At 69.2% G+C, this 23650-nt stretch carries 24 protein-coding genes; 20 read left to right on the plus strand and 4 right to left on the minus strand.

All coding sequences use genetic code 11. From position 1 onward, the window contains the following. Positions 1-81 precede the first annotated feature (81 nt). The gene (locus ACIBK5_RS14220; protein WP_399019369.1) at positions 82-888 is read right to left on the minus strand and encodes a hypothetical protein; all 807 of its coding nucleotides are present in this window, start codon (positions 886-888) and stop codon (positions 82-84) included. Between the two features lie 2 nt (positions 889-890). Continuing rightward, on the minus strand, positions 891-1736 hold the full coding sequence (locus tag ACIBK5_RS14225; RefSeq protein WP_399019371.1) for a sigma factor-like helix-turn-helix DNA-binding protein: 846 nt from the start codon (positions 1734-1736) through the stop codon (positions 891-893). A gap of 538 nt (positions 1737-2274) precedes the next feature. On the opposite strand from ACIBK5_RS14225, the gene ACIBK5_RS14230 reads away from it, so the two are divergent. The 15 genes from ACIBK5_RS14230 (at position 2275) to ACIBK5_RS14300 (ending at position 14090) form a co-directional block, all read left to right on the plus strand. Then, on the plus strand, positions 2275-2544 hold the full coding sequence (locus tag ACIBK5_RS14230) for a DUF6284 family protein (RefSeq protein ID WP_399019372.1): 270 nt from the start codon (positions 2275-2277) through the stop codon (positions 2542-2544). Continuing rightward, on the plus strand, positions 2541-2987 hold the full coding sequence (locus ACIBK5_RS14235; RefSeq protein ID WP_399019373.1) for a Pycsar system effector family protein: 447 nt from the start codon (positions 2541-2543) through the stop codon (positions 2985-2987). The genes ACIBK5_RS14230 and ACIBK5_RS14235 overlap by 4 nt, the downstream gene beginning before the upstream one ends. A 56-nt stretch (positions 2988-3043) precedes the next feature. Further along, the gene (locus ACIBK5_RS14240) at positions 3044-3868 is read left to right on the plus strand and encodes a protein spdB (protein ID WP_399019999.1); all 825 of its coding nucleotides are present in this window, start codon (positions 3044-3046) and stop codon (positions 3866-3868) included. Continuing rightward, positions 3868-4215: an RRQRL motif-containing zinc-binding protein gene (locus ACIBK5_RS14245; protein ID WP_399019375.1), complete on the plus strand. Its 348-nt coding sequence runs from the start codon at positions 3868-3870 to the stop codon at positions 4213-4215. The genes ACIBK5_RS14240 and ACIBK5_RS14245 overlap by 1 nt, the downstream gene beginning before the upstream one ends. Before the next feature lie 2 nt (positions 4216-4217). Further along, positions 4218-4535: a hypothetical protein gene (locus tag ACIBK5_RS14250; RefSeq protein WP_399019377.1), complete on the plus strand. Its 318-nt coding sequence runs from the start codon at positions 4218-4220 to the stop codon at positions 4533-4535. 100 nt (positions 4536-4635) lie between these two features. Continuing rightward, positions 4636-6759 (plus strand): FtsK/SpoIIIE domain-containing protein, encoded by a 2124-nt coding sequence (locus ACIBK5_RS14255; protein ID WP_399019379.1) that lies wholly within the window; start codon positions 4636-4638, stop codon positions 6757-6759. A gap of 204 nt (positions 6760-6963) precedes the next feature. Next, positions 6964-7428 carry a hypothetical protein gene (locus tag ACIBK5_RS14260; protein ID WP_399019380.1) on the plus strand — a complete coding sequence of 155 codons (465 nt, stop codon included), beginning with the start codon at positions 6964-6966 and terminating at the stop codon, positions 7426-7428. Between the two features lie 17 nt (positions 7429-7445). Continuing rightward, on the plus strand, positions 7446-7733 hold the full coding sequence (locus tag ACIBK5_RS14265; protein ID WP_399019382.1) for a hypothetical protein: 288 nt from the start codon (positions 7446-7448) through the stop codon (positions 7731-7733). Between the two features lie 90 nt (positions 7734-7823). Continuing rightward, positions 7824-8519, plus strand: coding sequence for an SAM-dependent methyltransferase (locus ACIBK5_RS14270; protein WP_399019384.1), 696 nt, complete (start codon positions 7824-7826; stop codon positions 8517-8519). Continuing rightward, on the plus strand, positions 8516-9166 hold the full coding sequence (locus ACIBK5_RS14275; RefSeq protein WP_399019386.1) for a DNA cytosine methyltransferase: 651 nt from the start codon (positions 8516-8518) through the stop codon (positions 9164-9166). Before ACIBK5_RS14270 ends, ACIBK5_RS14275 begins: the two co-directional genes overlap by 4 nt. Next, a complete protein-coding gene (locus ACIBK5_RS14280) occupies positions 9163-10011 on the plus strand; it encodes a bifunctional DNA primase/polymerase (protein ID WP_399019388.1) in 849 nt (282 codons plus the stop codon). The genes ACIBK5_RS14275 and ACIBK5_RS14280 overlap by 4 nt, the downstream gene beginning before the upstream one ends. A gap of 2 nt (positions 10012-10013) precedes the next feature. Continuing rightward, complete coding sequence (locus ACIBK5_RS14285) at positions 10014-11489, plus strand: ATP-binding protein (protein ID WP_399019390.1); 1476 nt, start codon at positions 10014-10016, stop codon at positions 11487-11489. A 441-nt stretch (positions 11490-11930) separates the two neighbouring features. Beyond that, complete coding sequence (locus ACIBK5_RS14290) at positions 11931-12170, plus strand: helix-turn-helix transcriptional regulator (RefSeq protein WP_399019392.1); 240 nt, start codon at positions 11931-11933, stop codon at positions 12168-12170. Between the two features lie 75 nt (positions 12171-12245). After that, the gene (locus ACIBK5_RS14295) at positions 12246-13493 is read left to right on the plus strand and encodes a tyrosine-type recombinase/integrase (protein ID WP_399019394.1); all 1248 of its coding nucleotides are present in this window, start codon (positions 12246-12248) and stop codon (positions 13491-13493) included. Positions 13494-13658: 165 nt separating this feature from the next. Continuing rightward, the gene (locus tag ACIBK5_RS14300; RefSeq protein WP_399019396.1) at positions 13659-14090 is read left to right on the plus strand and encodes a hypothetical protein; all 432 of its coding nucleotides are present in this window, start codon (positions 13659-13661) and stop codon (positions 14088-14090) included. 812 nt (positions 14091-14902) lie between these two features. Here the strand turns inward: ACIBK5_RS14300 and glnA are convergent. Beyond that, positions 14903-16264, minus strand: a complete 1362-nt coding sequence (gene glnA, locus ACIBK5_RS14305) for a type I glutamate--ammonia ligase (RefSeq protein WP_184596240.1) — start codon at positions 16262-16264, stop codon at positions 14903-14905. Positions 16265-16560: 296 nt separating this feature from the next. Between glnA and ACIBK5_RS14310 the strand changes: the two genes are divergently transcribed. Continuing rightward, positions 16561-17748: a globin domain-containing protein gene (locus tag ACIBK5_RS14310; RefSeq protein ID WP_399019398.1), complete on the plus strand. Its 1188-nt coding sequence runs from the start codon at positions 16561-16563 to the stop codon at positions 17746-17748. A 13-nt stretch (positions 17749-17761) separates the two neighbouring features. Here ACIBK5_RS14310 and ACIBK5_RS14315 read toward each other — a convergent pair whose 3' ends face one another. Continuing rightward, a complete protein-coding gene (locus tag ACIBK5_RS14315; RefSeq protein WP_399019400.1) occupies positions 17762-18199 on the minus strand; it encodes an RrF2 family transcriptional regulator in 438 nt (145 codons plus the stop codon). A gap of 209 nt (positions 18200-18408) precedes the next feature. Here ACIBK5_RS14315 and ACIBK5_RS14320 point away from each other — a divergent pair, with 209 nt between their 5' ends. The 4 genes from ACIBK5_RS14320 (at position 18409) to ACIBK5_RS14335 (ending at position 23643) form a co-directional block, all read left to right on the plus strand. Continuing rightward, positions 18409-19080, plus strand: a complete 672-nt coding sequence (locus ACIBK5_RS14320; RefSeq protein ID WP_399019402.1) for a DUF3105 domain-containing protein — start codon at positions 18409-18411, stop codon at positions 19078-19080. After that, on the plus strand, positions 19077-19694 hold the full coding sequence (locus tag ACIBK5_RS14325; protein ID WP_399019404.1) for a DUF305 domain-containing protein: 618 nt from the start codon (positions 19077-19079) through the stop codon (positions 19692-19694). The genes ACIBK5_RS14320 and ACIBK5_RS14325 overlap by 4 nt, the downstream gene beginning before the upstream one ends. A 173-nt stretch (positions 19695-19867) precedes the next feature. After that, positions 19868-21811, plus strand: a complete 1944-nt coding sequence (locus ACIBK5_RS14330) for a protease pro-enzyme activation domain-containing protein (protein ID WP_399019406.1) — start codon at positions 19868-19870, stop codon at positions 21809-21811. A 77-nt stretch (positions 21812-21888) separates the two neighbouring features. Then, positions 21889-23643, plus strand: coding sequence for an NAD+ synthase (locus ACIBK5_RS14335; protein ID WP_399019408.1), 1755 nt, complete (start codon positions 21889-21891; stop codon positions 23641-23643). The last annotated feature ends 7 nt before the right edge of the window (positions 23644-23650 follow it).

Consider the following 23650-nt stretch of genomic DNA (forward strand, 5'->3'; position numbering starts at 1 on the left):
GCAATCCCCTAGGTCGCATTGACACGCGCGCCGTTAGCCAGGAACCCGGACATTGCGTCCGGGTCCCCGTGCGCCTCGCGATCACCACTGGCAGTACGCCACAGTCGCATCATCCCCGGACTTGTAGCGCGGCCACCGGACTCCCGTGGGATCCGTGGCTTCAACCTTCCGCACAGCCTCAATCAGCTCGCGCGGCCCGCCGGCCTGAAGCGTGGTGAAGACATCAGACCAGGTCGCCATCCCGTATTCCGTAACCAGCCTCGACACACCATCCGACATGACGGCGGCCGAGCGGATGCCCCTCAACGGTGTGGTGCCGGCCAGCGCGTGCTGTGCTGCTTCCGGACGGGATCCGGCTACCCAGTAACCCTCTGGCGTGTTGCGTACCTGCCGCTGAGCCAGTACGAGGCGCTGCAGTGCCTCCCTGTGCCCTGGGGTGTGAGTCTGGTGGCTCTCAACTTCCGCCCGCAGCTCGGGCAACACGTCGTCCACCCGAAGATCACTGATCACGGTGTAGTCCTCGGGGCCATTGAGGACGATGGGCGAGTCGGCAAGCACCAGGTGCTCAAGCACCCCGTACTTATGCCGCAGGATCGCAACCGTGGCCGAGGGCGTCCCGGGGTCACTTAGATCACAGCCGGGATGCATCGCCGCTACACGTTCGAGCGCATCGGCGAAGCCGCTCGACAGGGGCCGGTCGAGATCTGCCAGAGCGGCTAGGAGATGCCCCCCGAGGTGGGCGACGTACCACGGGACGCCATGGCGGCATCCCGTGGACAGTCCAGCTGTACTGAGCCCATCCAGCACCACGGCGAGCGTGGGGCTGCCGGCCACCCAGTCTTCGTTGGGGTTGGCTCCCCCACCTTGTGTTTCGAAGCAGACGCGCATGATCAGCTCTCATGTCGGTACAGCGGAGTGACGCGGCGGCTCTCCAGCACTTCCCGCGTCTCGGGGTCGAAGCGACACGAGATCAGCGTCGAGAAGCGCCGCGTACGAACCTCTCGGTACAGGTCTGCCAAGTGGTGCTCCAAGTAGTGCACGACTCCGTTCGCCCCTATGGCGTGGATACCTGCGATGTACAGAAACGTTCCACGGCCGTCCAGACGCGGGAGCCGCCCGAGGTAGCCGAAGTCGCCTGGTGAGCCGTCCTCATCCATCGGGGACCTGTACGTCTCGCCCGTCTTCTGGTCCACCAGGTGCCAGGCATGGTCCTTCTCAAACCGCAGGTTGTGGTCCCCCTCCAACACCTGGGCGACGATGGGCGACAACCGCGGACCGCAGATGACTACGTGGTTTTCACGGTTGAGGTTGACGATGCCGGTGGGCGGGATCACCTCGTACTGAGACTCAAGCTTCATGCCACCGAGAAGCTTGCGCAGATGCTCGAAGTTGTCGAGGTCTTCGCGGACCACGACCGCACTCGGGTTTTGGTCGGGCCCCTTGCCGGCTTCGGGCTTGCCGCCCAGCGAAACCGTGACCAGGTCCGTGCCGAAGAACACCCGCTCCGGGGGCGGCCCGGAGGACGCCAGTTGCCCGACTCTCCCTCGGCTCACCCCCAGATGCGAGGCGATCTCGGACTGCGTCATGCCGGCCGACTGCGCCTCTTCAATGGCCTCGCGGCGAATGCGGGACAGCTCCAGCACCCACCCCTGGTAGGTCGCCATCAGGTCGATTGCGGCTTTGGCTCGCTCGACCGGGACCGGTATGTCAGCGACCCGCTTCATGTCGTCGTGCACAGCTCTCCTTCGTCGCCTAGGGGGGCTAACGAACTGTATCGCGAGAGGGGGTTGCGCGCAGCCTTGGGTTTGCCTACGGTACCTAACAAGCGAGACGGCAACCCCCCCTAAGCAGGGGGAAGCGCCATCTTTGCGCTGTTTGACCTGCACGAATAGCGCCCGGATGCACGGCCCGGAGTCAGCGCTGCCACGAACTCAACAGAGTGCCGACCCAGCCGCATGAACTCGTGTGGTCGATGGGTGCGGGTCACCACCCCGACCGCCCATGTCGGGCCGGGTGACCCGCCCGGATCCGTCCGTCGGGGCGGTGACTGGCCTTGCGCGATCTGAAATCCGCAGAACCTTCCGCGGCACCTACCGCGCTTCGAACCTCAGCCCTTCCGCCGTGCTGGTCACGGCGGCCGGTTGCCTCCGCTGCTCGTCGCCTACGAGCAGCGGAGGGGTGCCGGACATTCCGACTTCAACGGCGCGTGCCCCCGGTGCTGGAACACCGGGGGCACTGTTCGGGCCGTTTCACCTGCTAGGGAGACCACGACCCATGGACCACATCGTCACTGTTCAGGACGCTGTTACCGCGTTCGGCGACTTCATGGAGCCGACGGCTGCGGAGCTGGACGCGATCGAGCAGGAGATGCCCGTCATCCTGGCGGACGTTGACCTGCTCGACGCGCAGATCATCACGCTGGACCGCATCCCGACCGAGCTGGACAACCGGCGCATCTGCCGGGCCCGCCTGCGGGCGCTGACCGCGCGTATCGCCCTGGCCAGCCGCACCGCCGCCGCGACGGTTCCCGGAGGTGCCGCATGAGCGCCGCCGCCCGGAGCCTGAAGGACGTGCACGCCGAGGTGAAGGCCGAGATCACGCGGACCGACACCAAGACCGGTCTCCTGCTGGCGTTCGTCGGCGCGGTCCTGGCCGGCGCCTGGTCGGTCGCCCGCGACCTGCCCCTGACGCTTCCCGCCTATGTGGCGGGTGGTCTCGGGATGGTGCTGCTGGTCGCGGCGGCCGGTCTGTTGTTGCGCTCGACCCGTCCGAACCTGCGCGGTCGGCACGGTTTCCCGCTGTGGGCCACGTTCACCGCCGAGGAGATCACCACCACCGTCGCGACCGACTTGGCCGCCGACATCGCCGGACTGTCCCGGCTCGCGGTCGCCAAGTTCACGTGCCTGCGCCGCGCGGTCGACCTGACCTGTGCCGGCGGGGCGCTGCTCATCCTGGCCGCCCTGCTCACGGCAGGGGGTGCGCTGTGAAGGCCGCGAACCTGCTGCGCATCACGCGGGCGAAGACGGTGCTGCCCGCCGTGGCGATGACGGCGGTGTCCATGGTGCTCACCCTCGCCGTGGTCGTGATGTGGCTCGGTGAGGCCATGCCCAGGAGTGTCGCCCTGGTCGTCGGTCTCGGCCTGGATGGTGGGTGGCTGGCCACCCTCGCCTACGAACGGCGCCTGGCGGCCCAGGGTGACCACAGCACCCCGGTGACCGTGGTCGGTTGGGTGTTCGGGGCCGCCGCGACCGGCGTCCTGGTCACGCACGCGCTCATGGCGGAGAAGGACTCCGTCGGGGCCTGGCTCGCCGTGTCCTGGCTGCCCCTGGCCGCCAAGGCACTGTGGCTGGTCCATGCGCTGTGGGAACGGACCGCGCTCACCCCGGACGCGCTGGACGCGATCCAGGGCATCCAGCAGGAGGCGCGCGACGAGGCGGCCGTGGCCCGTGCCCGGCTGCGGTCCGACGCTGCCACGGAGGAGACCCGGCTGACGGCCGTGACGCAGGCCGGAGCCCGCGTCGCACACGTCCAGGCCAAGACCGCCGAGGTCCTCGCTGAGGCGTGGTCGACGCTGGAGAAGGCACGCCAGGGTGAGGACACGTCCAGGGCGCTGACCAGCGTGACGAACCGCGTCACGCCCGACGTCACACCCCGCTGGGAACTCCCCGTCTGGGGGCCCACTGAGCCGGTTCCCGCGCTGGAGTCGGGCCCCGCGCTCACCGACGAGGCGCTTGGCGTTCTGGTCGACGAGATCCGCCACAGCGAAGTCCCCACACTGTCCTACCGCGAGATGGCCGCCCGCTTCCGCACGGCCGGCCACTCCGCCTCTGAGGTCCGGCTGCGGGCCGCGTGGAAGCGCGTGGCCTGATGGCCACGCTGCCGGTGTTCCGGTGGCGCCTGGCCCCGGACGGCTACGCCACCCGCCGCCAACTCCGCGCGCAGGGCCTGCGGCCCGGTGGTCAGTGTGTGGCCGCTCAGCTCGAACGGCCGCGCCGCCGCCAAGGGCCGCTGGTCGCCTACCTCTACCGCGTCGACCTTGCCAAGCCCGTGCGGCCGATGACCCCGGGCCGGTGGGCGGCTCTGGCCAAGGCCAACGCCGCTCGCCGCATCTGCCCTGCCTGCCGGCGCGATGCGGGCTACGTCATCCCCACGTCGCTCGGCATGTGCGTGCCCTGCGCCTACCCCGAACCCGCCGACTCCCCGAGGAGTGCCTGACCATGCGCAACGCCGATATCCGTCGCCTGGACCGCGAGATCCAGACGACGACGAAGAAGCTGGAAGCGGTCCGCCGGGGTGAGTGGTGGCCGCTGAACGGCAGTGAGCGCCGGGCGATGGCCCGCGCCCTGGCCGGCGGCTCGTACCAGGTCGTACGGGGGCGTAGCGCGGGCCGTGCCGAGGAGCGGATGGACGCCACCGGCAACGCCGCTGAGATGCGGCTGAACGCGGAACTGACCGCCCTGCACGGCGAGCGTCAGCGGCTCATCACCGAGGCCGCCCGCGCCAAGGCCGCGAAGAAGTCGTCCGGCTGGTTCTGACCAGCCATCACACCGGGGTGGCCGCTCTTTCCACGGACCCGGCCACCCCGGCTCTCCCTCACTCCCGCCCCCGAAAGGGGCAGTCAGGAGCACGTCCAGCATGTCTGACAACGTCGTCCACCTCCACAAGCCCACCGACCCGACCGACGACACCGCACCCACCGTGCTGACCGTCGTGCCGGATGCGCCGCCCGAGCGTCCCGTGCCGCTGTGGGTCCGCTCCGGCCGCGCCATCAAGTCCGGCGTCACGCACGAGCGCACGAAGTCGACGATGCGGGCGGTGGCCCGGCACAGCCTCTACACCCTCAACGGCTCCCGGATCGTGGCCCGCCGGGCCTGGGACGGCCGCACCGGCTCCCGGTACGAGCGGATGATCCGTGCGGCGGAAGCCGCGGGGAACCTGGAAGCGGCCGAAGAGTGGGAGGAGCGGCTGCAGCGCTTCCGCGCCGCCCGCCACCACCGCCGCATGGACCTCCTGCACTCCCCGGTGGAGGCCGCCAAGGGCGTGGCCGTCGGCGCCGGCATGAGCATCGGTGTCCTGGTCGCCCTCGGCGTCGTCCTGGCCCTCAACACCGGCCACGTCGGCGACGTCATCACCCCGCTCACGGCGACCATCGACTTCATCGCCCTGCTCATCCGGATCGTTCAGATCGTGTGGGGCCCGGCGCTGACGATCGGCCCGTTCCTCGCCCTGCTCGCCCTGTGGTCGGTCGGCCGCAAGCAGCACGCAGCCCCGAACTGGGCGCTCCCGGCGAACGTCCGCAACGGCGAGGGTGAGCCGATCACCCCGTCCATCGTGGTCAAGGCCCTGCGCGACCTCGGCGTGCCCGCCCTGGCCCGCGCCATTAAGGAGATGGGAGACGCCGGCGCCTCCATGCTCGGACCGATCCGGATCGCCGGATGCGGCGTGGAAGTCGACGTGACCCTTCCTTCCGGGGTGGCCACGAACGAGGTGCAGGGCAAGCGCCGCAAGCTCGCCGAGAACCTGACCCGCCATGAGCACGAGGTGTTCATCACCATCCCGGAAGCCGCGCGCACGGTGCGGCTGTGGATCGCCGACAGCGGGGCGCTGGACGAGCCGATCGGCCCGTCCCCGCTGGTCACCGATGAGACGCTGACCGCGAACTACAAGACCGGTCGGGCCCCATGGGGCCAAGACCTGCGTGGGGATGCCGCTGAGCTGAGCGTGTATCAGCGCCACCTGCTGGTCACGGGTCTGTCCAACCAGGGCAAGACCGCCGCCCTGCGGGCGCTCGCCTTGTGGCTGGCGCTGGACCGGTCGGTGGAGTTCTGGATCGCCGACCTGAAGGGCATCGGCGACTGGGCCCCGTTCGACGGCATCGCCAAGGTCCTGATCGAGGGTCCCTCGGACAGTCACTGCGTTCAGGCGACCGAGATGGTCGAGGACGCGGTGGAGGAGATGAACCGGCGGATCGAGGAAGTTCGCAAGGACCCGTCCCTCGTGTTCCCGCCGCTGATCGTGCTGGTCGATGAGGCACAGAAGGCGTTCATGTGCCCGGCCAAGGGCGAGGACGGCCGCCCCTACGGCGGCTCCAAGGCCACCTCCCGCTACTTCATGGCCGTGCGAGAGATCCACAACCAGGGCCGCGCGGTCGACGTGCTGATGTGGCAGGGCACCCAGGACCCCACCGACCAGAACCTTCCCAAGCTGGTCCGCGAGGGCGCCCACACCCGCGCCTCCCTCGTGGTCGGCACCGAATCGCAAGCTGAGATGGCCCTCGGGGCCAAGGCCGTCAACGCCGGCGCCGCCCCGCACCTGCTGCGCCAGGGCCTGGACAAGGGCACCCTCGTGGTCGCCTCCGACGGCATCACCATCCCCGCCGGCCAGGCGTCCATCACCGTGCGGACCCACTTCATCGACGACGAACCCGCCGCCGAGATCGCCGCCCGGGCCAAGGCCCTGCGCGACGGAGTGGCCACCCTGCACGCCGTCGACCGCGACCAGGAGCGCGACCACCTCGCCGACGTTGCGGCCGTCATCGGCGACGCCACCCGGCTGCGCACCGACGAGGTCCTCAAGCGGCTGCACGCCCTGGACACGGCCGTCTACCGCGAGTGGAACAACGGCCGCCTGAAGCGGCTGCTGGAGGAGCACGGCGAGGAGCCGAAGAAGTCCCACGGGGTCATGGTCGTGCGCCGCGACGACGTGACCCGCGCCCTCGCCAACCGCGACGCTGACGGTTCCGCTTCCGCCGCCGAGTAGCGGGGAGGAACGCAGGTCTGGCCGGGGGAGGCGGGGAGAACTCCCCAACTCCCTCCCCGGGCCCGCCTCCCCGCGCTGATCAGCACAAACATCGTTTCAGGGAGGCGGGGAGGCGCGCAGGTCAGACCCCCGAAACACCCTTCAACACAGCACCCCGAAAGGGGTGCCGTCACCTCCCCAACCGAGCACCGGAAGGGATTCCGCATGTACCCCGACCACCCGCACGGCGTGCCCGTACAGCGGGCCGTGGAAGTCCACCAGCCCACCCCCATCACCCCCACCGCCGTGACGCCGGCGCCGCTCGTCCCCGTTCAGCCCGGCACCGTTCCGGCCGTGGCGAGCGTGGTCCTGCCCGACGGCCGCGTGGTCACCGGCTACGCCATCGAACCGGCCCGCCCGGAGCCGGTTGCGGTGAAGCCGACCGTCTCCCGCGCGGCGGTGAACGTCGCCCTCGGGGGCGTCGGGTTCCTCGCCGTGTGCGGCGGCCTGCTGTTGCTCACGTCGTTCATCGCGGCCCTGACCGCGTTCGTCACTCAGCTCATCACCCTGGCCGCTGTCGTCTTCGGCGGATGGATCGCCGTGCAGGTGTTCAGCGCGAGCGGCCACCAGGGCGGGGCCACGGTCAACATCCGCAAGGCCGTGATCAAGCGGAACAAGTTCTACGGCTGACAAGGAGACCGACACCCGTGATCCGACTCCGCATCAAGGTCACTCACTGCCCCCGCCGGGCTCTGTCCCTGTCCGACACCCCTCGCCCCGACTGTCGCGACTGCCGGGGAGAGGGCGGCATCGCGCACGACTACGGCGACCACACCGGCGAGTACGCCGGTACCTACTGGGAGCCCTGCCCGTGCTGGACGCAGTGGGCCGTGATCCTGCTGCCCCTCCCGCGCCTGCCGCGTTGGATGCGCCGGCGTCGCCGTGACAGCGCCCCGTGGGCGCCCGGCGGCTACAGCGACGAACCGCCCTTCTAGCTACGCCAAGGGCGGCCCCCCGATTCCGCCAAGAACACAGGGCCGCCCTTGTCCACCTGCCAACCACTTGACCTGTGGAGGTCTCCCAGCATGACGCAACCCGCCACCTTCCGGCGAGTGCCCGGCCGTCAGCCGACTCTGCTGGATCTGTTCTGCTGCCAGGGCGGCGGCGGTAAGGGCTACGAGGACGCCGGGTTCGACGTGACCGGCGTCGATAAGGACCCTCAGCCGCGCTACCCGTTCCGGTTCGTGCAGGCGGACGCGATCGCGTTCGTTCGCGAGCACGGCGCGGAGTTCGACTTCATCCACGCCTCGCCGCCGTGCCAGCACGACAGCGAGTGCCAGCGCATCCAGTCCAACGACCACCCCGACCTGATCGCCCCCACCCGCGCGGCGCTGGAAGCGACCGGTCGCCCGTGGGTGATGGAGAACGTGCGGGGCGCGGTGCCCAAGCTGCGCGCACCGGTGATGCTGTGCGGGCAGATGTTCGGCCTGGCCAACTACCGGCACCGGTTCTTCGAGACCGGCGGCGGCTTCACCCTCGCCCAGCCCGACCACCCCTCGCACCTCGTACCGCAGGCCAAGATGGGCCGCCCCGTCCCGCCCGGCCACTACGGGCAGTTCGTCGGCAACTTCTCCGGCGTCGACCTGGCCCGCCGCGTACTCGGGGTGCCGTGGATGAACCGCGACGGCATCCGCGAGTGCATCCCGCCCGCCTACACCCACCACATCGGCACGGCCGCCCTAAGCCTGCTCGCCACGGACCGTCTGGGGGTGGCCGCGTGAACGCGCGTGTGCTGCCCATGCGGCGGCCGAACGGCCTGCGGGTGCTGGACGTGTGCAGCGGAGCCGGCGGGCTCTCGATGGGCTACTACCTGGCCGGGTTCGACGTCGTGGGCGTCGACATCCGCCCGCAGCCCAACTACCCCTTCCCCTTCGTCCAGGCCGACGGCATCGACTACACCGCCGAACACGGCCACACCTTCGACCTGATCCACGGGTCCTGGCCGTGCGAGCGCTACGCCACCGTCACCAGGTGGCGCGGCAACCCCGAGACCCACCCTGACCTGATCGGGCCCGGCCGTCAGGTCATGGAGGCGACGGGACGGCCGTGGGTCATGGAGAACGTCCCCGAGACCGCCGCGGCTGGTGTTCTGCGCCCGGACTACCTCTTGTGCGGGACCCAGTTCGGCCTCAACGTCCGCCGCCACCGCGTCTTCGAGACGTCGTGGGGCGGGGGCGGGGACCTGGTCGCGCCCTGCTGGCACCGCAAGGGACTGCTGGCTTTCGAGCACAAGGGCGAGCGCGCCTACGCCGACGCCATGGGCTGCACCTGGATGACCAACCTCGAAGCCCGCAAGGCCGTGCCCCCGGCCTACGCCCAGTGGATCGCTGCTCAGTTCCTCGCCCTGGAAGGGAGGGCCGCCGCATGAGCGCGACGCTCTACCCCCTGCACACCGCGCTGAGCCTCGCGGCGTCTGGCGTACCCGTGCTGCCCCTGCGCCGGGGCAAGGTGCCGTTCGGCAACTGCACGGCCTGTGCGGGCATCGCGTGCGGTGGCCGACCGAACATGAAAACTCCGGGCCCGTGCCGCTGCCGGAGGGTCTGCCATGCGTGGGCCGCAGCCACCACCGACCCGGCGGTCATCGTCTCGCCCGCGTGGGCGGCGGCGTGGCGGCGGGCCGTCTGCGTCGCTTACCACCCCGGCGCCGCCGGGCTGACCGTGGTCGACCTGGACGACGCGCAAGCCATCGCATGGGCCCGCACCGCCCTGCCCGCTACGCGAACTGTGCCGACGACGCGCGGTGAGCACTGGATCTACCGGGGCGCCATGGCCTCGCCCAACGCGGTCCGCCCCGGGGTCGACATCAAGTCGACCATGTCCTACGCCCGCTACCTCGGTCCCGGCACCGGCACCATGACCGCCCTGCCGGACGCCGTCCGCGCGCTGGCCGTCAAGGAATTCTCCCCGGCCCGCCCGGCACCATATGCGGTCGCCGTGCCCGCAAGGGCCGTGGGCGGGGACTGCCGCCACCGCACGCCCGCCTACCTGGAACGTGGCATCGCCATGGCGGAGCAGCGCATCACCGAAGCCCGCAGCACGGTCCACACCACGGTGTACCGAACGTTCCTTGCCGTGCTGTCCACGCATGGCCGGTGCGGCTGCCTCACTGACGTCCACGTCACGCGGCTGTTCACCGCCGCGCAGACCAAGGGCGAAACCCTGCGGCACTGCACCGACTCGTGGAACAACGCCCGCACCATGTTGGGACTGTGACCATGTCCGACGACGAAAAGAACCCGGCTCGCCAGGTCATCACCGACTACGCGCAATCCCACTTCCGGTACTTCCGCACTGCCGACGGCACCGTGTACGCGCAGCGCAACGGCCACCCCGTGGCCCGCCCGATCCGCTCCCAGGGCACGACGGGCAGCCACCGGCAGGAACTCATGGTCGGACTGTTCAAGGACGGCATCGGCGTGTTCAACGGCACCGCGCTCAAGGAGGCGTTGGACTTGATCGAAGCACTCGCGCTGACCGAGGACGTGCAGTCCGTCCACATCCGTGTCGCCCCCGGATTCGACGGGGCCACGTGGTTGGACCTGGGCCGCAGCGACGGACAGTCCGTGCGTATCCACCCCACCGGATGGGACGTGCTCACCCCGGACCCGCGTGAGGTGTGCTGGCGCCGCACTCAGCTCACTGGCGAACTCCCTCTGCCCGCGAAGGACACCGACGGCAAGGGCATCGATCTGCTGATGCGGCTGTGCAACTTCGCCACCGCGGAGACCGAGTGCCTGGCCATCGCCTGGCTCATCGGCTGCTTCGGGCCGACGGTGCCCGTCCCGGCCCCGTTCCTCACGGGTCCGCAGGGGGCGGGCAAGTCCACCGGTGGGCGGATGCTTGTGCGGATCATCGAGGGCATGACCGGAGACCTGCGCCGGGCGCCCAAGGATGAGGAGAACCTGATCACGGCCGTGGCGGCCGGGTGGGTCACCGCCCTGGACAACCTCTCCCACATGACCCCGGAGCTGTCCGACGCGATGTGCTGCATCGTGACCGGCGCCGAGAACGTCAAGCGCGCCCTGTTCACCGACGGCGACGTCTTCCGTGTCGGCTACCGCCGCCCCCTGCTCCTGACCGGCATCGACGTCGGCGTCATCCGGCCCGACCTCGCCGAACGGCTGTTGCCCCTGCGGCTGGAACTCCCCCGCGTCCGGCGTACCGAGGCGGAACTGTGGTCTGACTTCGCAGAGGTGCTGCCCGTCATCCTCGGCTCGCTCCTGGACCTCACGGTGCAGGTGCGCACGGCTGAGGCGGACATCCCGACGGACCTGCGTATGGCCGACTTCGCGCACCTGTGTGCCCAACTCGACGCGGCCACCGGTCTGGGGGCGCTGGCTGCTTACCGGGCCAGCCTGGACGACCTCAACGACGACGTCATTGAAGGCGACTTGCTGGCGCAGACCGTGCTCAAGCACGCCGCCGGCATCGACCCGGGCACCGATCAGCGGATGACGTCGGCCGAGTGGCTGCACTGCCTCACGGGCCTCTACGGGGGCGAGGACTTCCGTCCCCTGCCTAAAGGGTGGCCTACCACCGGCAAGGTGCTCTCAGACCGTCTCAAGCGGCTGCAACCCACCCTCGCCGCCCGGGGCGTGCTCATCGACTGGGGGCGTACCAAGACGTCCCGTTACATCGAGGTCGCGCGGCCGACCGCCGCACCGCCGCCGGAGCAGGAAGCGGCTTTCTGACCGCGCGGCACCACGGCCGCGCGAACAAGCAAGAGGAGCACCCGGCGCCGCGTGCTCTTCTTGCTGTTCGGCGGCGGCGCCGCCCTGCGATGGTCGCGCCGCGAAGCGGCCCGTTCTTCACTCGCTGAGCCGCACACCACAACAGACACCACCCCCCTCTTGTCCGAAGTAGGAAGACGCTGCGTCACCTGCGTCACCCACACCCCGAAAACGGCCTGTGACCTGCCGAAACAGCGGTGACGCAGACAGCCGATCTCTGCGTCATCCTGCGTCACCTGCGTCACCTGATGACGAAGGTCTACGTCACCGGTGACACACCCCCAGATTCCTGCGTCACCCCGAAACCGCAGGTCAGAGAGGCGAATGACGCAGATGACGCGGGTGACGCAGAAATCCGCACCTCGGACACACACGGCCCTGCCCTCCCCTCTTGGAGTCCCGATGGCAACGCCGACAGGCACCGACCCCCGCACCACTCTCCGAGGCGGCCTCCCGGACCGGTACCTCACTCCCGACGACATCGCCGAGATGTTCGAGGTGCCCCTGGAAACCGTCTACCAGTGGCGCAAGAAGCGCACCGGCCCGTCCGGCTTCCGCATCGGCAAGCACCTTCGCTACGACCCCGCCGACGTACGGGCCTACGTAGACCAGCGCAAGCACGCCGAGACTGCCGCCGCCTAACCAAACACCCACCACACAGCAGGGAGAGTCGCATAAGCGGCTCTCCCTGCTGCATGTCGAGAGGATCACTGCCTGATGGCAGGCCACATCCAAGACCGGTGGTACAAGACCGAACCCGGCGCCGCCGGCAAGCCCCGTCGCGTACGCACGGACCGCTACGGCACCGGGATGCGCTACCGCGCCCGTTACATCGGCCCGGACGGAACCGAGAAGAGCAAGTCATTCCCCGACGGACAGAAGCGACTGGCCGATCAGTGGCTCGCCCACATCGAGGCGGACATGTCTCGGGGGCAGTACGTGGACCCGGCCGCGAGCCGAGTGACGTTCCGGCAGTACGCCGAGAAGTGGCTGAACACGCAGACCACCGACATGACCACGCGAGAGTCAGTGGAGTCCGCGATTCGCGGCCACGCAATCCCCTACCTGGGACCGCGACCGCTCGGCTCCTTCAAGCCGGAACACATCCGGGATTGGCTCAGCGAACTGGAACGGGTTGTCCCTGCGTCGTCGTACCGGCGCGTGATCTACAACAACGTATCGACGGTCCTCAATGCTGCAGTTGACGACGGTCACCTGCCGAAGAACCCGTGTCACGCGCAATCAGTGCGTCCGCCTGCTGCGGGGACTGGTCGCATTGTGCCGTGGAGCGCAGAGCGCGTCTTCGCCGTTCGGGCAGCACTGCCGAAGCGCTTCCGCGCGACAGTCGACCTCGGAGGGGGATGCGGGCTCCGGCAAGGGGAGATCTTCGGGCTTCCCGTCGACGAGATCGCCTTCGACTCCGGATGGCTGCACATCGTGAACCAGGTGAAAGTGACGAAGGAGGGTCTCGTGTTCGCCCCGCCGAAGCGGGGCAAGGTCCGCGACGTCCCCTTGCCGGACCGCGTGGCACACGTCCTCAAGCAGCACATGGAGGCCTTCCCTCCGATAGAGATCACCCTGCCTTGGCTCCGGGTGGACGGTCCGCAAGTCACGAAGCGGCTGCTGTTCACCCGTCTCGATGGCGCGGGTGCGGTTCGGCGTACCGACTTCAACGACCGGGCGTGGAAGCCCGCTCTCGTCGCGGCCGGAGTGATCCCCCAACCGAAGCCGGGCGAGCGTCACCAGGCGGCCCGTGAACACGGCATGCACGCACTCAGGCACTTTTACGCCTCGGTCCTGCTGGACGCCGGCGAGAACATCAAGGCCCTGAGCCACTACCTCGGGCACAACGATCCGGGGTTCACGCTCCGGGTCTACACGCACTTGATGCCCAGCAGTGAGGAGCGCACTCGCAACGCAGTCGACGCCATGTACGAGATCCGTCAACGAGTGGCGCAACGCTAAAAGCCAGCACACTAAGCCTTGCCCCCCATAGGAATGGCCACCGTGAGGGTGACCATTCCCATGGGGGCCCTCTCCAGAGTGTCGCCGCCAAGCTCGGCATGCAGGTCTTCGACCCACGTGAGACCCTGATTGTGAGCGAGGAACAACCCGTAAGGGGCGGGCATCATGGTTGAACTCCCCAATGCGGAAACCGCAGCTTTCGGTGAACTCTTCGAAGCGCTTTCCGAACTGCGGAGGGAGACTGCTCAGTCAATAGCAGACGGCGACTACTCGACCGTCCGCATTACTGCGGACGCAGTAATGCCGTGGATCAAACACTTCCCAGAGCAGGTACCCTTCGAATCCCTGCACCAGATCAATGCAATTCCCACTCTGGGGGCAATAGCTGGGACTCTCACCGATTTTGGAATTGCGCACCTGGCCCTAGGGGATGCAGCCAGTTCAAAGGATTATCTGGAGCTAGCCGAACAGTTCGTAGGCATGACCACGACAACGTTCGGCTACAAGCCAGTGGAAGCCTCGTACTCATGCCCACACGGAAACGAGAGCCTCGACGGCGAAGAGTGCCTCCGAATTCCGCCGTGCCCAAAACCATGATAGACGTCAACATCTCCGGAACTATTTACACCCTCCCCCTCTATCTCCTGATAGCCATTATAGGGAGGGCGGTTTGGATCCTGCATTACCTCAAGCTGTGCACCTTCAACGACCTTGGGGCCCCCCTCAGCCAGCCATCCGCAAACCGACCAAAGCCCTGGGGGCGCCTCAAGAGAGGGCTTACCCAGAGCTCTGCACTGGTATCAGCGACAACCCCAGCAGGAAACATCAGTCAAGCCCATCTCAAGTGGGTCGCCAAAACTCAACGCCAATTCGACGTCTCGGTCCTAGGAGGGGCCATCGCCCTGGCCGCCTGGACGCAACTTTTCACAAGTTCGGACAGCGAGCCAGCGTCTAGCCTTTCTCGGCAGACTATGACTCTGCTCTTCGTGGGGGCCACCCTATTGATTGCAGGTCCCTTCGTCGCAGAGAAGGAAGGGAGGCACTTCACCTATCTCGTCCGCGAGTCTGCCGTTCGCATCGGGTTCACTGCGATCCTCTTGGCTCTTTGCTCTCTGACCATTGACGTGGCGGCACCCCCATGGCCTACCACCGCCCATATAGCTGCGGTCTTGGTGGTGCTTTGCGATCTAACACCTGTGGTCTCAGGTTGCAGAGCTCACACTCTCGCGGCGCGTAGACAGAGCCAGGCGCGTCCGCCATAGGGAGGTGCGGTCCAGTGCTAGGCAAGCCGCATCCAGCACCGGACGGCCCAGAGACGGCCCCGGGGACACTAAGACAGCATGGGGCCGACGATACGCAATCGTCGGCCCCACACATTAATGCGGCAAGAAACCTGCTCTGACCTGCCCTTACAGCGCAGGCAGGTTCTTCCGCAGCTCGAACGCCGTGACCTCGCTGCGGTACTCCTCCCATTCCTGCCGCTTGTTGCGCAGGAAGAAGTCGAAGACGTGCTCGCCGAGGGTCTCGGCGACCAGGTCGCTGCGTTCCATCAGGGTCAGGGCCTCGCCGAGGTTCTGCGGGAGCGGCTCGATGCCCATCGCGCGGCGCTCGGCGTCGGAGAGGGCCCAGACGTCGTCCTCGGCGCCGGGCGGGAGCTCGTAGCCCTCCTCGATGCCCTTGAGGCCGGCGGCCAGGAGGAGCGCGTAGGCCAGGTAGGGGTTCGCGCCCGAGTCCAGGGAGCGGACCTCCACCCTGGCCGAGCCGGTCTTGCCGGGCTTGTACATCGGGACGCGGACCAGCGCCGAGCGGTTGTTGTGGCCCCAGCAGATGTACGACGGGGCCTCTCCGCCCGCGCCCGCCGTGCGCTCCGCGCCGCCCCAGATGCGCTTGTAGGAGTTGACCCACTGGTTGGTGACCGCGGAGATCTCCGCCGCGTGCCGCAGCAGGCCCGCGATGAAGGAGCGGCCCACCTTGGAGAGCTGGTACTCCGAGCCCGACTCGTAGAAGGCGTTGCGGTCGCCCTCGAAGAGGGAGAGGTGCGTGTGCATGCCGCTGCCCGGGTGCTCGGAGAAGGGCTTCGGCATGAAGGTCGCCTGCACGCCCTGCTCCAGCGCCACCTGCTTCATCACGAGGCGGAACGTCATGATGTTGTCGGCCGTGGAGAGCGCGTCGGCGTACCGCAGGTCGATCTCCTGCTGGCCCGGGGCGCCCTCGTGGTGGGAGAACTCGACCGAGATGCCCATCGACTCCAGCATGGTGATCGCCTGGCGGCGGAAGTCCATGCCGACGTTGGTCGGGGTGTGGTCGAAGTAGCCGGAGTTGTCGGCCGGAGTGGGGCGGGAGCCGTCCAGCGGGCGGTCCTTGAGCAGGAAGAACTCGATCTCCGGGTGGGTGTAGAACGTGAAGCCCAGGTCGGAGGTGCGGGCCAGGGCGCGCTTGAGGACGTAGCGCGGGTCGGCGAAGGACGGGGAGCCGTCCGGCATGAGGATGTCGCAGAACATGCGGGCCGTGCCCGGGGCCTCCGCACGCCAGGGCAGGATCTGGAAGGTCGACGGGTCGGGCTTGGCGATCATGTCGGACTCGTAGACCCGGGCGAAGCCCTCGATCGCGGAGCCGTCGAAGCCGATGCCCTCGTCGAAGGCCTGTTCCAGCTCGGCCGGGGCCACGGCGACGGACTTGAGGAAGCCCAGCACGTCCGTGAACCACAGGCGTACGAACCGGATGTCGCGCTCCTCCAAGGTCCGGAGTACGAACTCCTGCTGCTTGTCCATCTTCCGCTTCCCCATCCTTGCTGGTCAGGCCGCCTTCTCTTCCGTACCACGGGAGGCGGTCGGGCACCTGAGCATCCCACCACACCACCATTTCGTACGCGTTGCGCACCATGATCGCCCGGCCGGCCCGGGGCCGAACGCCTCACATACGGCAGGTGAACTGCTCTTCCGCCCATAGTGCCTGCTCGCGGTGACATCCGTAACGGCCGGTCCGCCCGGCTGCTCCACCCGCTTAATTTGCATCTCAGATGCAACTTTAAATATCGTGCGCACAGCCGAGCACCCGAGGAGCCCCGATGCTGTCCGAGCAGTCAGCCGCCACCGTCCGCGCCACACTCCCCGCCGTCGGCGGGGCCCTGGGGGAGATCACCGAGCGCTTCTACGCCGGCCTGTTCGCGGCCCGCCCCGAGTTGCTGCGGGACCTGTTCAACCGGGGCAACCAGGCCGCCGGCACCCAGCGGCAGGCGCTCGCCGGTTCCGTCGCCGCCTTCGCGACGCACCTGCTGGACCGTCCGGAGCAGCGGCCGGACGCGATGCTGCACCGCATCGCCCACAAACACGCCTCGCTCGGCGTCACGCCCGAGCAGTACGGCCTCGTCCACGAGCACCTGTTCGCCGCCATCGCCGAGGTGCTCGGCGACGCCGTGACGCCCGAGGTCGCCGCCGCCTGGGACGAGGTCTACTGGCTGATGGCGAACGCGCTGATCGCCGTCGAGAAGCGGCTGCTGGAGGAGAGCGGCGGGCCCGGCTGGCGGACCTGGGAGGTCGTCGAGCGCGTCACCGAGACCGCGGACGTCGTCACCTTCCGGCTACGGCCCGCCGACGGCTCCGAAGTGCGGGACTTCCTCGCGGGCCAGTACGCCTCCGTCCGCGTCGCCCTCCCGGACGGCGCCCGGCAGATACGCCAGTACAGCCTCTCCGGTGCGCCGGGACCGCTGCTGCGACAGATCAGCGTGAAGCGTGTGCAGGGCGACGGCGCCCCCGACGGCGAGGTCTCGAACCACCTCCACGCGCACGTGAGGGAGGGTGACGTCCTCGAACTGTCGGAGCCCTACGGCGACCTGGTCCTGGACGCCGGCCCCGGCACACCGCTGCTGCTGGCCTCGGCGGGAATCGGCGTCACCCCGATGACCGCGATGCTGGCGCACCTCGCCGGCTCGGGGCACCGCGCCCCGGTCACCGTCGTACACGGCGACCGCTCACCCGCCACCCACGCCCTGCGCACCGACCACGAGGCCTACGCGGCCAAGCTTCCGGAGTCGGCCGTCCACCTCTGGTATGAGCAGGACGCCCCGGCGGGCACCCACTCCGGTCTTGTCGACCTCGCCGGCGTCCCGGTCGCGCCGGGCACGCGCGCGTACCTGTGCGGGCCGCTGCCGTTCATGCGGGCGGTGAGGGCTCAGCTGATCGCGAAGGGCGTGGCCCCGGCCGACATCCACTACGAGGTGTTCGGTCCGGACCTGTGGCTGGCGGGACAGGCCTGAGGTCCTGGGCGGACTAGAGGCTTCCCCGCGAGATTCCCAGCAGCAGCGCCCCGGTCGGCTCCGCCACGATGTCCCGGACCGTCACCGGGTCCAGTGAGGCGAAGAACGCCTCCTGGGCCCGGCGCAGGGCGCCGCGCAGCCGGCAGGCGGAGTTCAGGGGGCAGGGGGTGCTGCCCTCGCAGTCGACCACGTCGCCGTCGCCCTCGAAGGCGCGCACCACGGCGCCCACCGACGCCGTACGGCCCCGCTCCGTCAGGGTGAGTCCGCCACCGCGGCCGCGGCGGGCCTCGAGCAGCCCCATGTGCTGGAGCTCGGCGACGACCTTGGCCAGGTGCGTGTACGGCACGTCCATGCCGTCCGCGACCTCCCGGGTCGTCGGACTCGACTCGCCCGCGACGGCGAGCCGCATGAGGACCCGCAGGGCGAGATCGGTGGAGCGCAGCAGCCGCATACCCGCAGCGTAGGTAATGGGAATCTGCGGTTCAAATTATCCGGGCCCCGAATCTCCGAAGCTGTCGGACCGAAGCTTCCGAAGCTGTCGGACACCTGTCGGTGCCATATCGATTCAGCCCATTCCCTCCGCCGCCCTACGAGGCGCCCCGTTCCCCCCATTACGATCAGCTCAGCCGACCGTCCCACCTTTCCCACGAAGGACACCTCATGGGCTCCGCCAACAAGAGCAGCACGGCACGCAAGGCGCGGATAGAGGAGATGCGGCGCGCCGAGCAGTCCCGTGAGCGCCGCAACCGGATCCTCGTCATCGCGGCCAGCGTGGTGGTCGTGTGCGGTCTCGTCGGCGGCGGTGTCGTGCTCGTGCGGTCCCAGTCCGGCGACGGCGGCAGTGACACCGCCGCCGCGAAGGACACCTCGGGCAAGGGGAAGTTCGTCACCGGCGAGGACGGTGTGAAGACCTGGGAAGGGAAGCTGGCCCGCAACCACGTCACCAAGGCCGTGAAGTACGCCTCCGAGCCGCCGGTCGGCGGTGACCACAACCAGGCCTGGATGAACTGCAACGGGGACGTCTACACCAAGCAGCTCGACAACACCAACGCCGTGCACTCGCTGGAGCACGGCGCGGTGTGGGTGACGTACAACGCCGACGCGAAGAAGGCCGACATCGACGCGCTCGCGGCGAAGGTGAAGAAGACGCCGTACACGCTGATGAGCCCGATGGACGACCAGCAGGACCCGATCATGCTCTCGGCGTGGGGCCACCAGCGCACGGTGACGGGCGCGAGCGACCCGAACGTGGACAAGTTCTTCGAGAAGTTCGTGCAGGGCGAGCAGACGCCCGAGCCGGGGGCCGCCTGCACGAACGGGCTGTCGCAGTGAGGCACGCCGGTCTGGTCGCCGGGGCCGCGGTGACGGCGCTCGTCGCGGCCGGCGGGATCACCTACGCCGTCGCCGGGGACGACGGCAGCAGCCGGACCCCCTCCGCCGAGTCCGCGGACGCCGGGTTCGCGCGGGACATGGCGGTGCATCACCAGCAGGCCGTGGAGATGTCGTACATCGTGCGCGACCGCACCGAGGACGAGGACGTGCGGCGCCTCGCGTACGACATCGCGCAGACCCAGGCCAACCAGCGCGGCATGATGATCGGCTGGCTCGATCTGTGGGGGCTGCCCAAGGTGTCCTCCGAGCCGATGGCCTGGATGGACATGGGTGACATGGCCTCCGGCAAGGACGGCGCGCTGATGCCGGGCATGGCCACCAACACCGAGCTGAAGAAGCTCGGCACGCTGAACGGCAAGCAGGCGGAGATCTTCTACCTCCAGCTGATGACGGACCATCACAAGGGCGGCGTCCACATGGCGGAGGGCTGTGTGGAGCGGTGCACGGTCGGCGTGGAGAAGCGCCTCGCTCAGGGCATGGTGGAGGCGCAGCAGTCGGAGATCGGCCTGATGGCGGACCTGCTGAAGGAGCGGGGCGCCGCGCCGCGCTCGTAGCGTACGAACCCCCTGGGGCGTAAGCCTCAAATCGCCCTGTCTTGCGGCGCCTTGGGCACTTCTTGGCCTGTGTAGAACGCTTCTTGGGTTTCGCATTCCCCTGACATGAACGGTTCGTCGCGAGAGTGGCGACCGTCGAGTGATCACTCGCGACGAACCGCACAGGGGGTTCCATGAGATCCAACCGCGCCAAGGCGCGCACTGGGGTGAGCATCGCGGCGACACTGCCGATGCTCGCCGGTGCGCTGGCGCTCGGCATACCCGCGGCGCACGCCGCCGACCACCCGCTCCGCGACCTGCTGGCCGGGACCCGGCCCGCGTGGGCCACGGCCAAGGCCGACAGGGGCGCCACCTCCGACGGCGCCCGGATGTCGGCCCGGGTGTATCTCCGAGGCCGCGACGCCACCGGTCTCGCCGCCTACGCGAAGGCCGTGTCCGACCCGGCGTCGGCCTCGTACGGCAAGTACCTGACCGCCGAGAAGGCGCGGGCCCGCTTCGGCGCGACCAAGGCCCAGGTGGCGGCGGTGACGTCCTGGCTGAAGGCCGCCGGTCTGACGGTCACCGGTGTGACGCAGCACTACGTCTCCGTCACCGGCGACGTGGCCGCCGCCGAGAAGGCGTTCGGCGCCCAACTGCACGACTTCGCCAAGGGCGCGAAGACCTACCGCGCCCCGGCGAGCACCGCCTCCGTCCCGGCGAGCCTGGCCGAGGCCGTGCTGACCGTCACCGGCCTGGACAACGCGCCGCACATGGTCACGCACGACGACCGGCTGCCGCCGCCGGACACCGTGTTCCGCAACGCCGGGCCGTTCTCCTCGTACTACGGCTCGAAGACCGCGAGCACGCTCCCGGACGCGTACGGCACGAAGATCCCGTACGCCGTCAAGGGCTACACCGGCAAGCAGCTGCGGGCCGCCTACGGCGCGGGCAAGCGCACCGGCAAGGGCGTCCGGGTCGCCATCACGGACGCGTACGCCTCCCCGACCATCGCCTACGACGCCGCCACCTACGCCAAGCGCAACGGCGACGCGGCGTGGAAGACCGGGCAACTGCACCAGGTGCTGCCCGCGACGTACACCAACACCAAGGACTGCTCGGCCTCCGGCTGGTACGGCGAGGAGACCCTGGACGTCGAGGCCGTGCACGCGGTCGCGCCGGCCTCGGACGTCACCTACGTGGGCGCCGCGTCCTGCACCGACGCCGATCTGCTCGACGCGCTCGGCAAGGTCGTCGACAACCACCTGGCCGACATCGTGTCCAACTCCTGGGGCGAGGTGGAGGCCGCGCAGACACCTGACCTCGCGGCGGCCTACGACCAGGTCTTCCAGCTCGGCGCGGTCGAGGGCATCGGCTTCTACTTCTCCTCAGGCGACGACGGCGACGAGGTCGCGAGCTCCGGGACGAAGCAGGTCGACTCCCCGGCCAACTCGGCGTGGGTCACCGCCGTCGGCGGCACGTCGCTGGCCGTCGGCAAGGGCGACAAGTACCTCTGGGAGACCGGCTGGGGCACAGAGAAGGCCGGCTTGTCGGCCGACGGCAAGAGCTGGACGGACTTCCCCGGCGCCTTCACCTCCGGCGCGGGCGGCGGCACCAGCAGGACGGTGGCGGAGCCGGGTTACCAGCAGGGTGTCGTACCGGACGCGCTGGCCAAGGCCAACAGCGCGGACGGCAACCGGGTCGTCCCCGACATCGCGGCGATCGCCGACCCGAACACCGGCTTCCTGGTCGGCCAGACGCAGACCCAGCCGGACGGGAAGACGCAGGCGTACGGCGAGTACCGCATCGGCGGCACCTCGCTCGCCGCGCCGACCGTCGCCGCCGTCCAGGCCCTGGCCCAGGAGGCCCGGGGCGGCAAGCCGATCGGCTTCGCCAACCCGGCGATCTACGCCAAGGCCGGCTCGAAGGTCTACCACGACGTCACCGACGACCCGACGGGCTCCGGCCTCGCCGTGGCCCGCGTGGACTTCGTGAACGGCTACGACGCCACCGGCGGTCTGGCCACGTCCGTGCGCAGCCTGGGCAAGGACAGCTCGCTCGCGGCCGTGAAGGGCTACGACGACGTCACCGGCGTGGGCACGCCCGCGAGCGGCTACGTCGAGTCGTACCGGCGCCGCTGAGCTCCGGGAGCGGACGGGGTGGTGTGGGGTGACTCACACCACCCCATTGTGTCGCACTGACGATTACACTGGACGGCGTGCCTCAACTACGTCTCGCCCTGAACCAGATCGATTCGAGCGTCGGCGACCTCGCCGGGAACGCCGAGTCGATCGTCCGCTGGACCCGGCACTCCGCCGAGCAGGGAGCGCATCTCGTGGCGTTCCCCGAGATGGTGCTGACCGGGTATCCCGTCGAGGACCTGGCCCTCAGGTCGTCCTTCGTGGAGTCCTCCAGGGCGGCGCTGCGGAGTCTCGCCGCCCGTCTGGCCGACGAGGGCTTCGGCGAGCTGCCGGTGATCGTCGGCTATCTCGACCGCAGCGCCACCGCCCAGCCGAAGTACGGCCAGCCGGCCGGCGCGCCGCAGAACGCGGGGGCGGTGCTGTACGGCGGCGAGGTGGTCCTGAACTACGCCAAGCACCACCTGCCGAACTACGGCGTCTTCGACGAGTTCCGCTACTTCGTGCCCGGCGACAGCATGCCGGTCCTGCGCGTCCACGGCGTGGATGTCGCCCTGGCCATCTGCGAGGACCTCTGGCAGGACGGCGGCCGGGTCCCGGCGGCGCGCTCGGCGCGGGCGGGCCTGCTGGTCTCGATCAACGCCTCCCCCTACGAGCGCGACAAGGACGACACGCGCCTGGACCTGGTCCGCAAGCGGGCCCAGGAGGCCGGCTGCACGACCGCGTACCTGGCCATGATCGGCGGCCAGGACGAGCTGGTGTTCGACGGTGACTCGATCGTCGTGGACAAGGACGGCGAGGTCGTGGCGCGGGCGCCGCAGTTCGCCGAGGGCTGTGTGGTCCTGGACCTGGACCTGCCGGAGGCGCTGGCGGAAGCGCCCACAGGTGTCGTGGACGACGGCTTGCGCATCGACCGCGTGATCGTCTCCGAGAAGCCGCTCGCCCCCTACGAGCGGGAGCTCCCCGGTGGCTACGCGGACCGCCTGGACGACGACGAGGAGGTCTACTCGGCGCTGGTCGTGGGCCTGCGGGCGTACGTCGCGAAGAACGGCTTCAAGTCGGTCCTGATCGGCATGTCGGGCGGCATCGACTCGGCGCTGGTCGCGGCGATCGCGTGCGACGCGGTGGGCGCGCAGAACGTGTACGGCGTGTCGATGCCGTCGAAGTACTCCTCGGACCACTCCAAGGACGACGCGGCGGAGATGGCCCACCGCACGGGCCTGAACTACCGGACCGTGGCCATCGAGCCGATGTTCGACGCGTACATGGACTCGCTGGGCCTGACCGGCCTGGCGGAGGAGAACCTCCAGTCGCGCCTGCGCGGCACGCTCCTCATGGCGATCTCCAACCAGGAGGGCCACATCGTCCTGGCCCCCGGCAACAAGTCGGAACTGGCGGTCGGCTACTCGACGCTCTACGGCGACTCCGTCGGCGCGTACGGCCCCATCAAGGACGTGTACAAGACGTCGGTCTTCCGCCTTGCCGAGTGGCGCAACAGGGCCGCCCGGGAACGCGGCCAGACCCCGCCGATCCCCGAGAACTCCATCACCAAGCCCCCGAGCGCGGAACTCCGCCCGGGCCAGGTCGACACGGATTCGCTCCCCGACTACCCGGTGCTGGACGCGATCCTCGACCTGTACGTCGACCACGACAAGGGCGCCGACGAGATCGTGGCGGCCGGCTACGACCGGGAGCTGGTCACGAAGACGCTGCGTATGGTCGACACGGCGGAGTACAAGCGGCGCCAGTACCCGCCGGGCACGAAGATCTCGGCGAAGGGCTTCGGGAAGGACCGCCGGCTGCCGATCACGAACGGGTGGCGGGAGTCGGTCTGAGGGGCGC

Origin of the sequence: Streptomyces sp. NPDC050546 (assembly GCF_044457425.1) — a bacterium.
Lineage (GTDB): Bacteria > Actinomycetota > Actinomycetes > Streptomycetales > Streptomycetaceae > Streptomyces.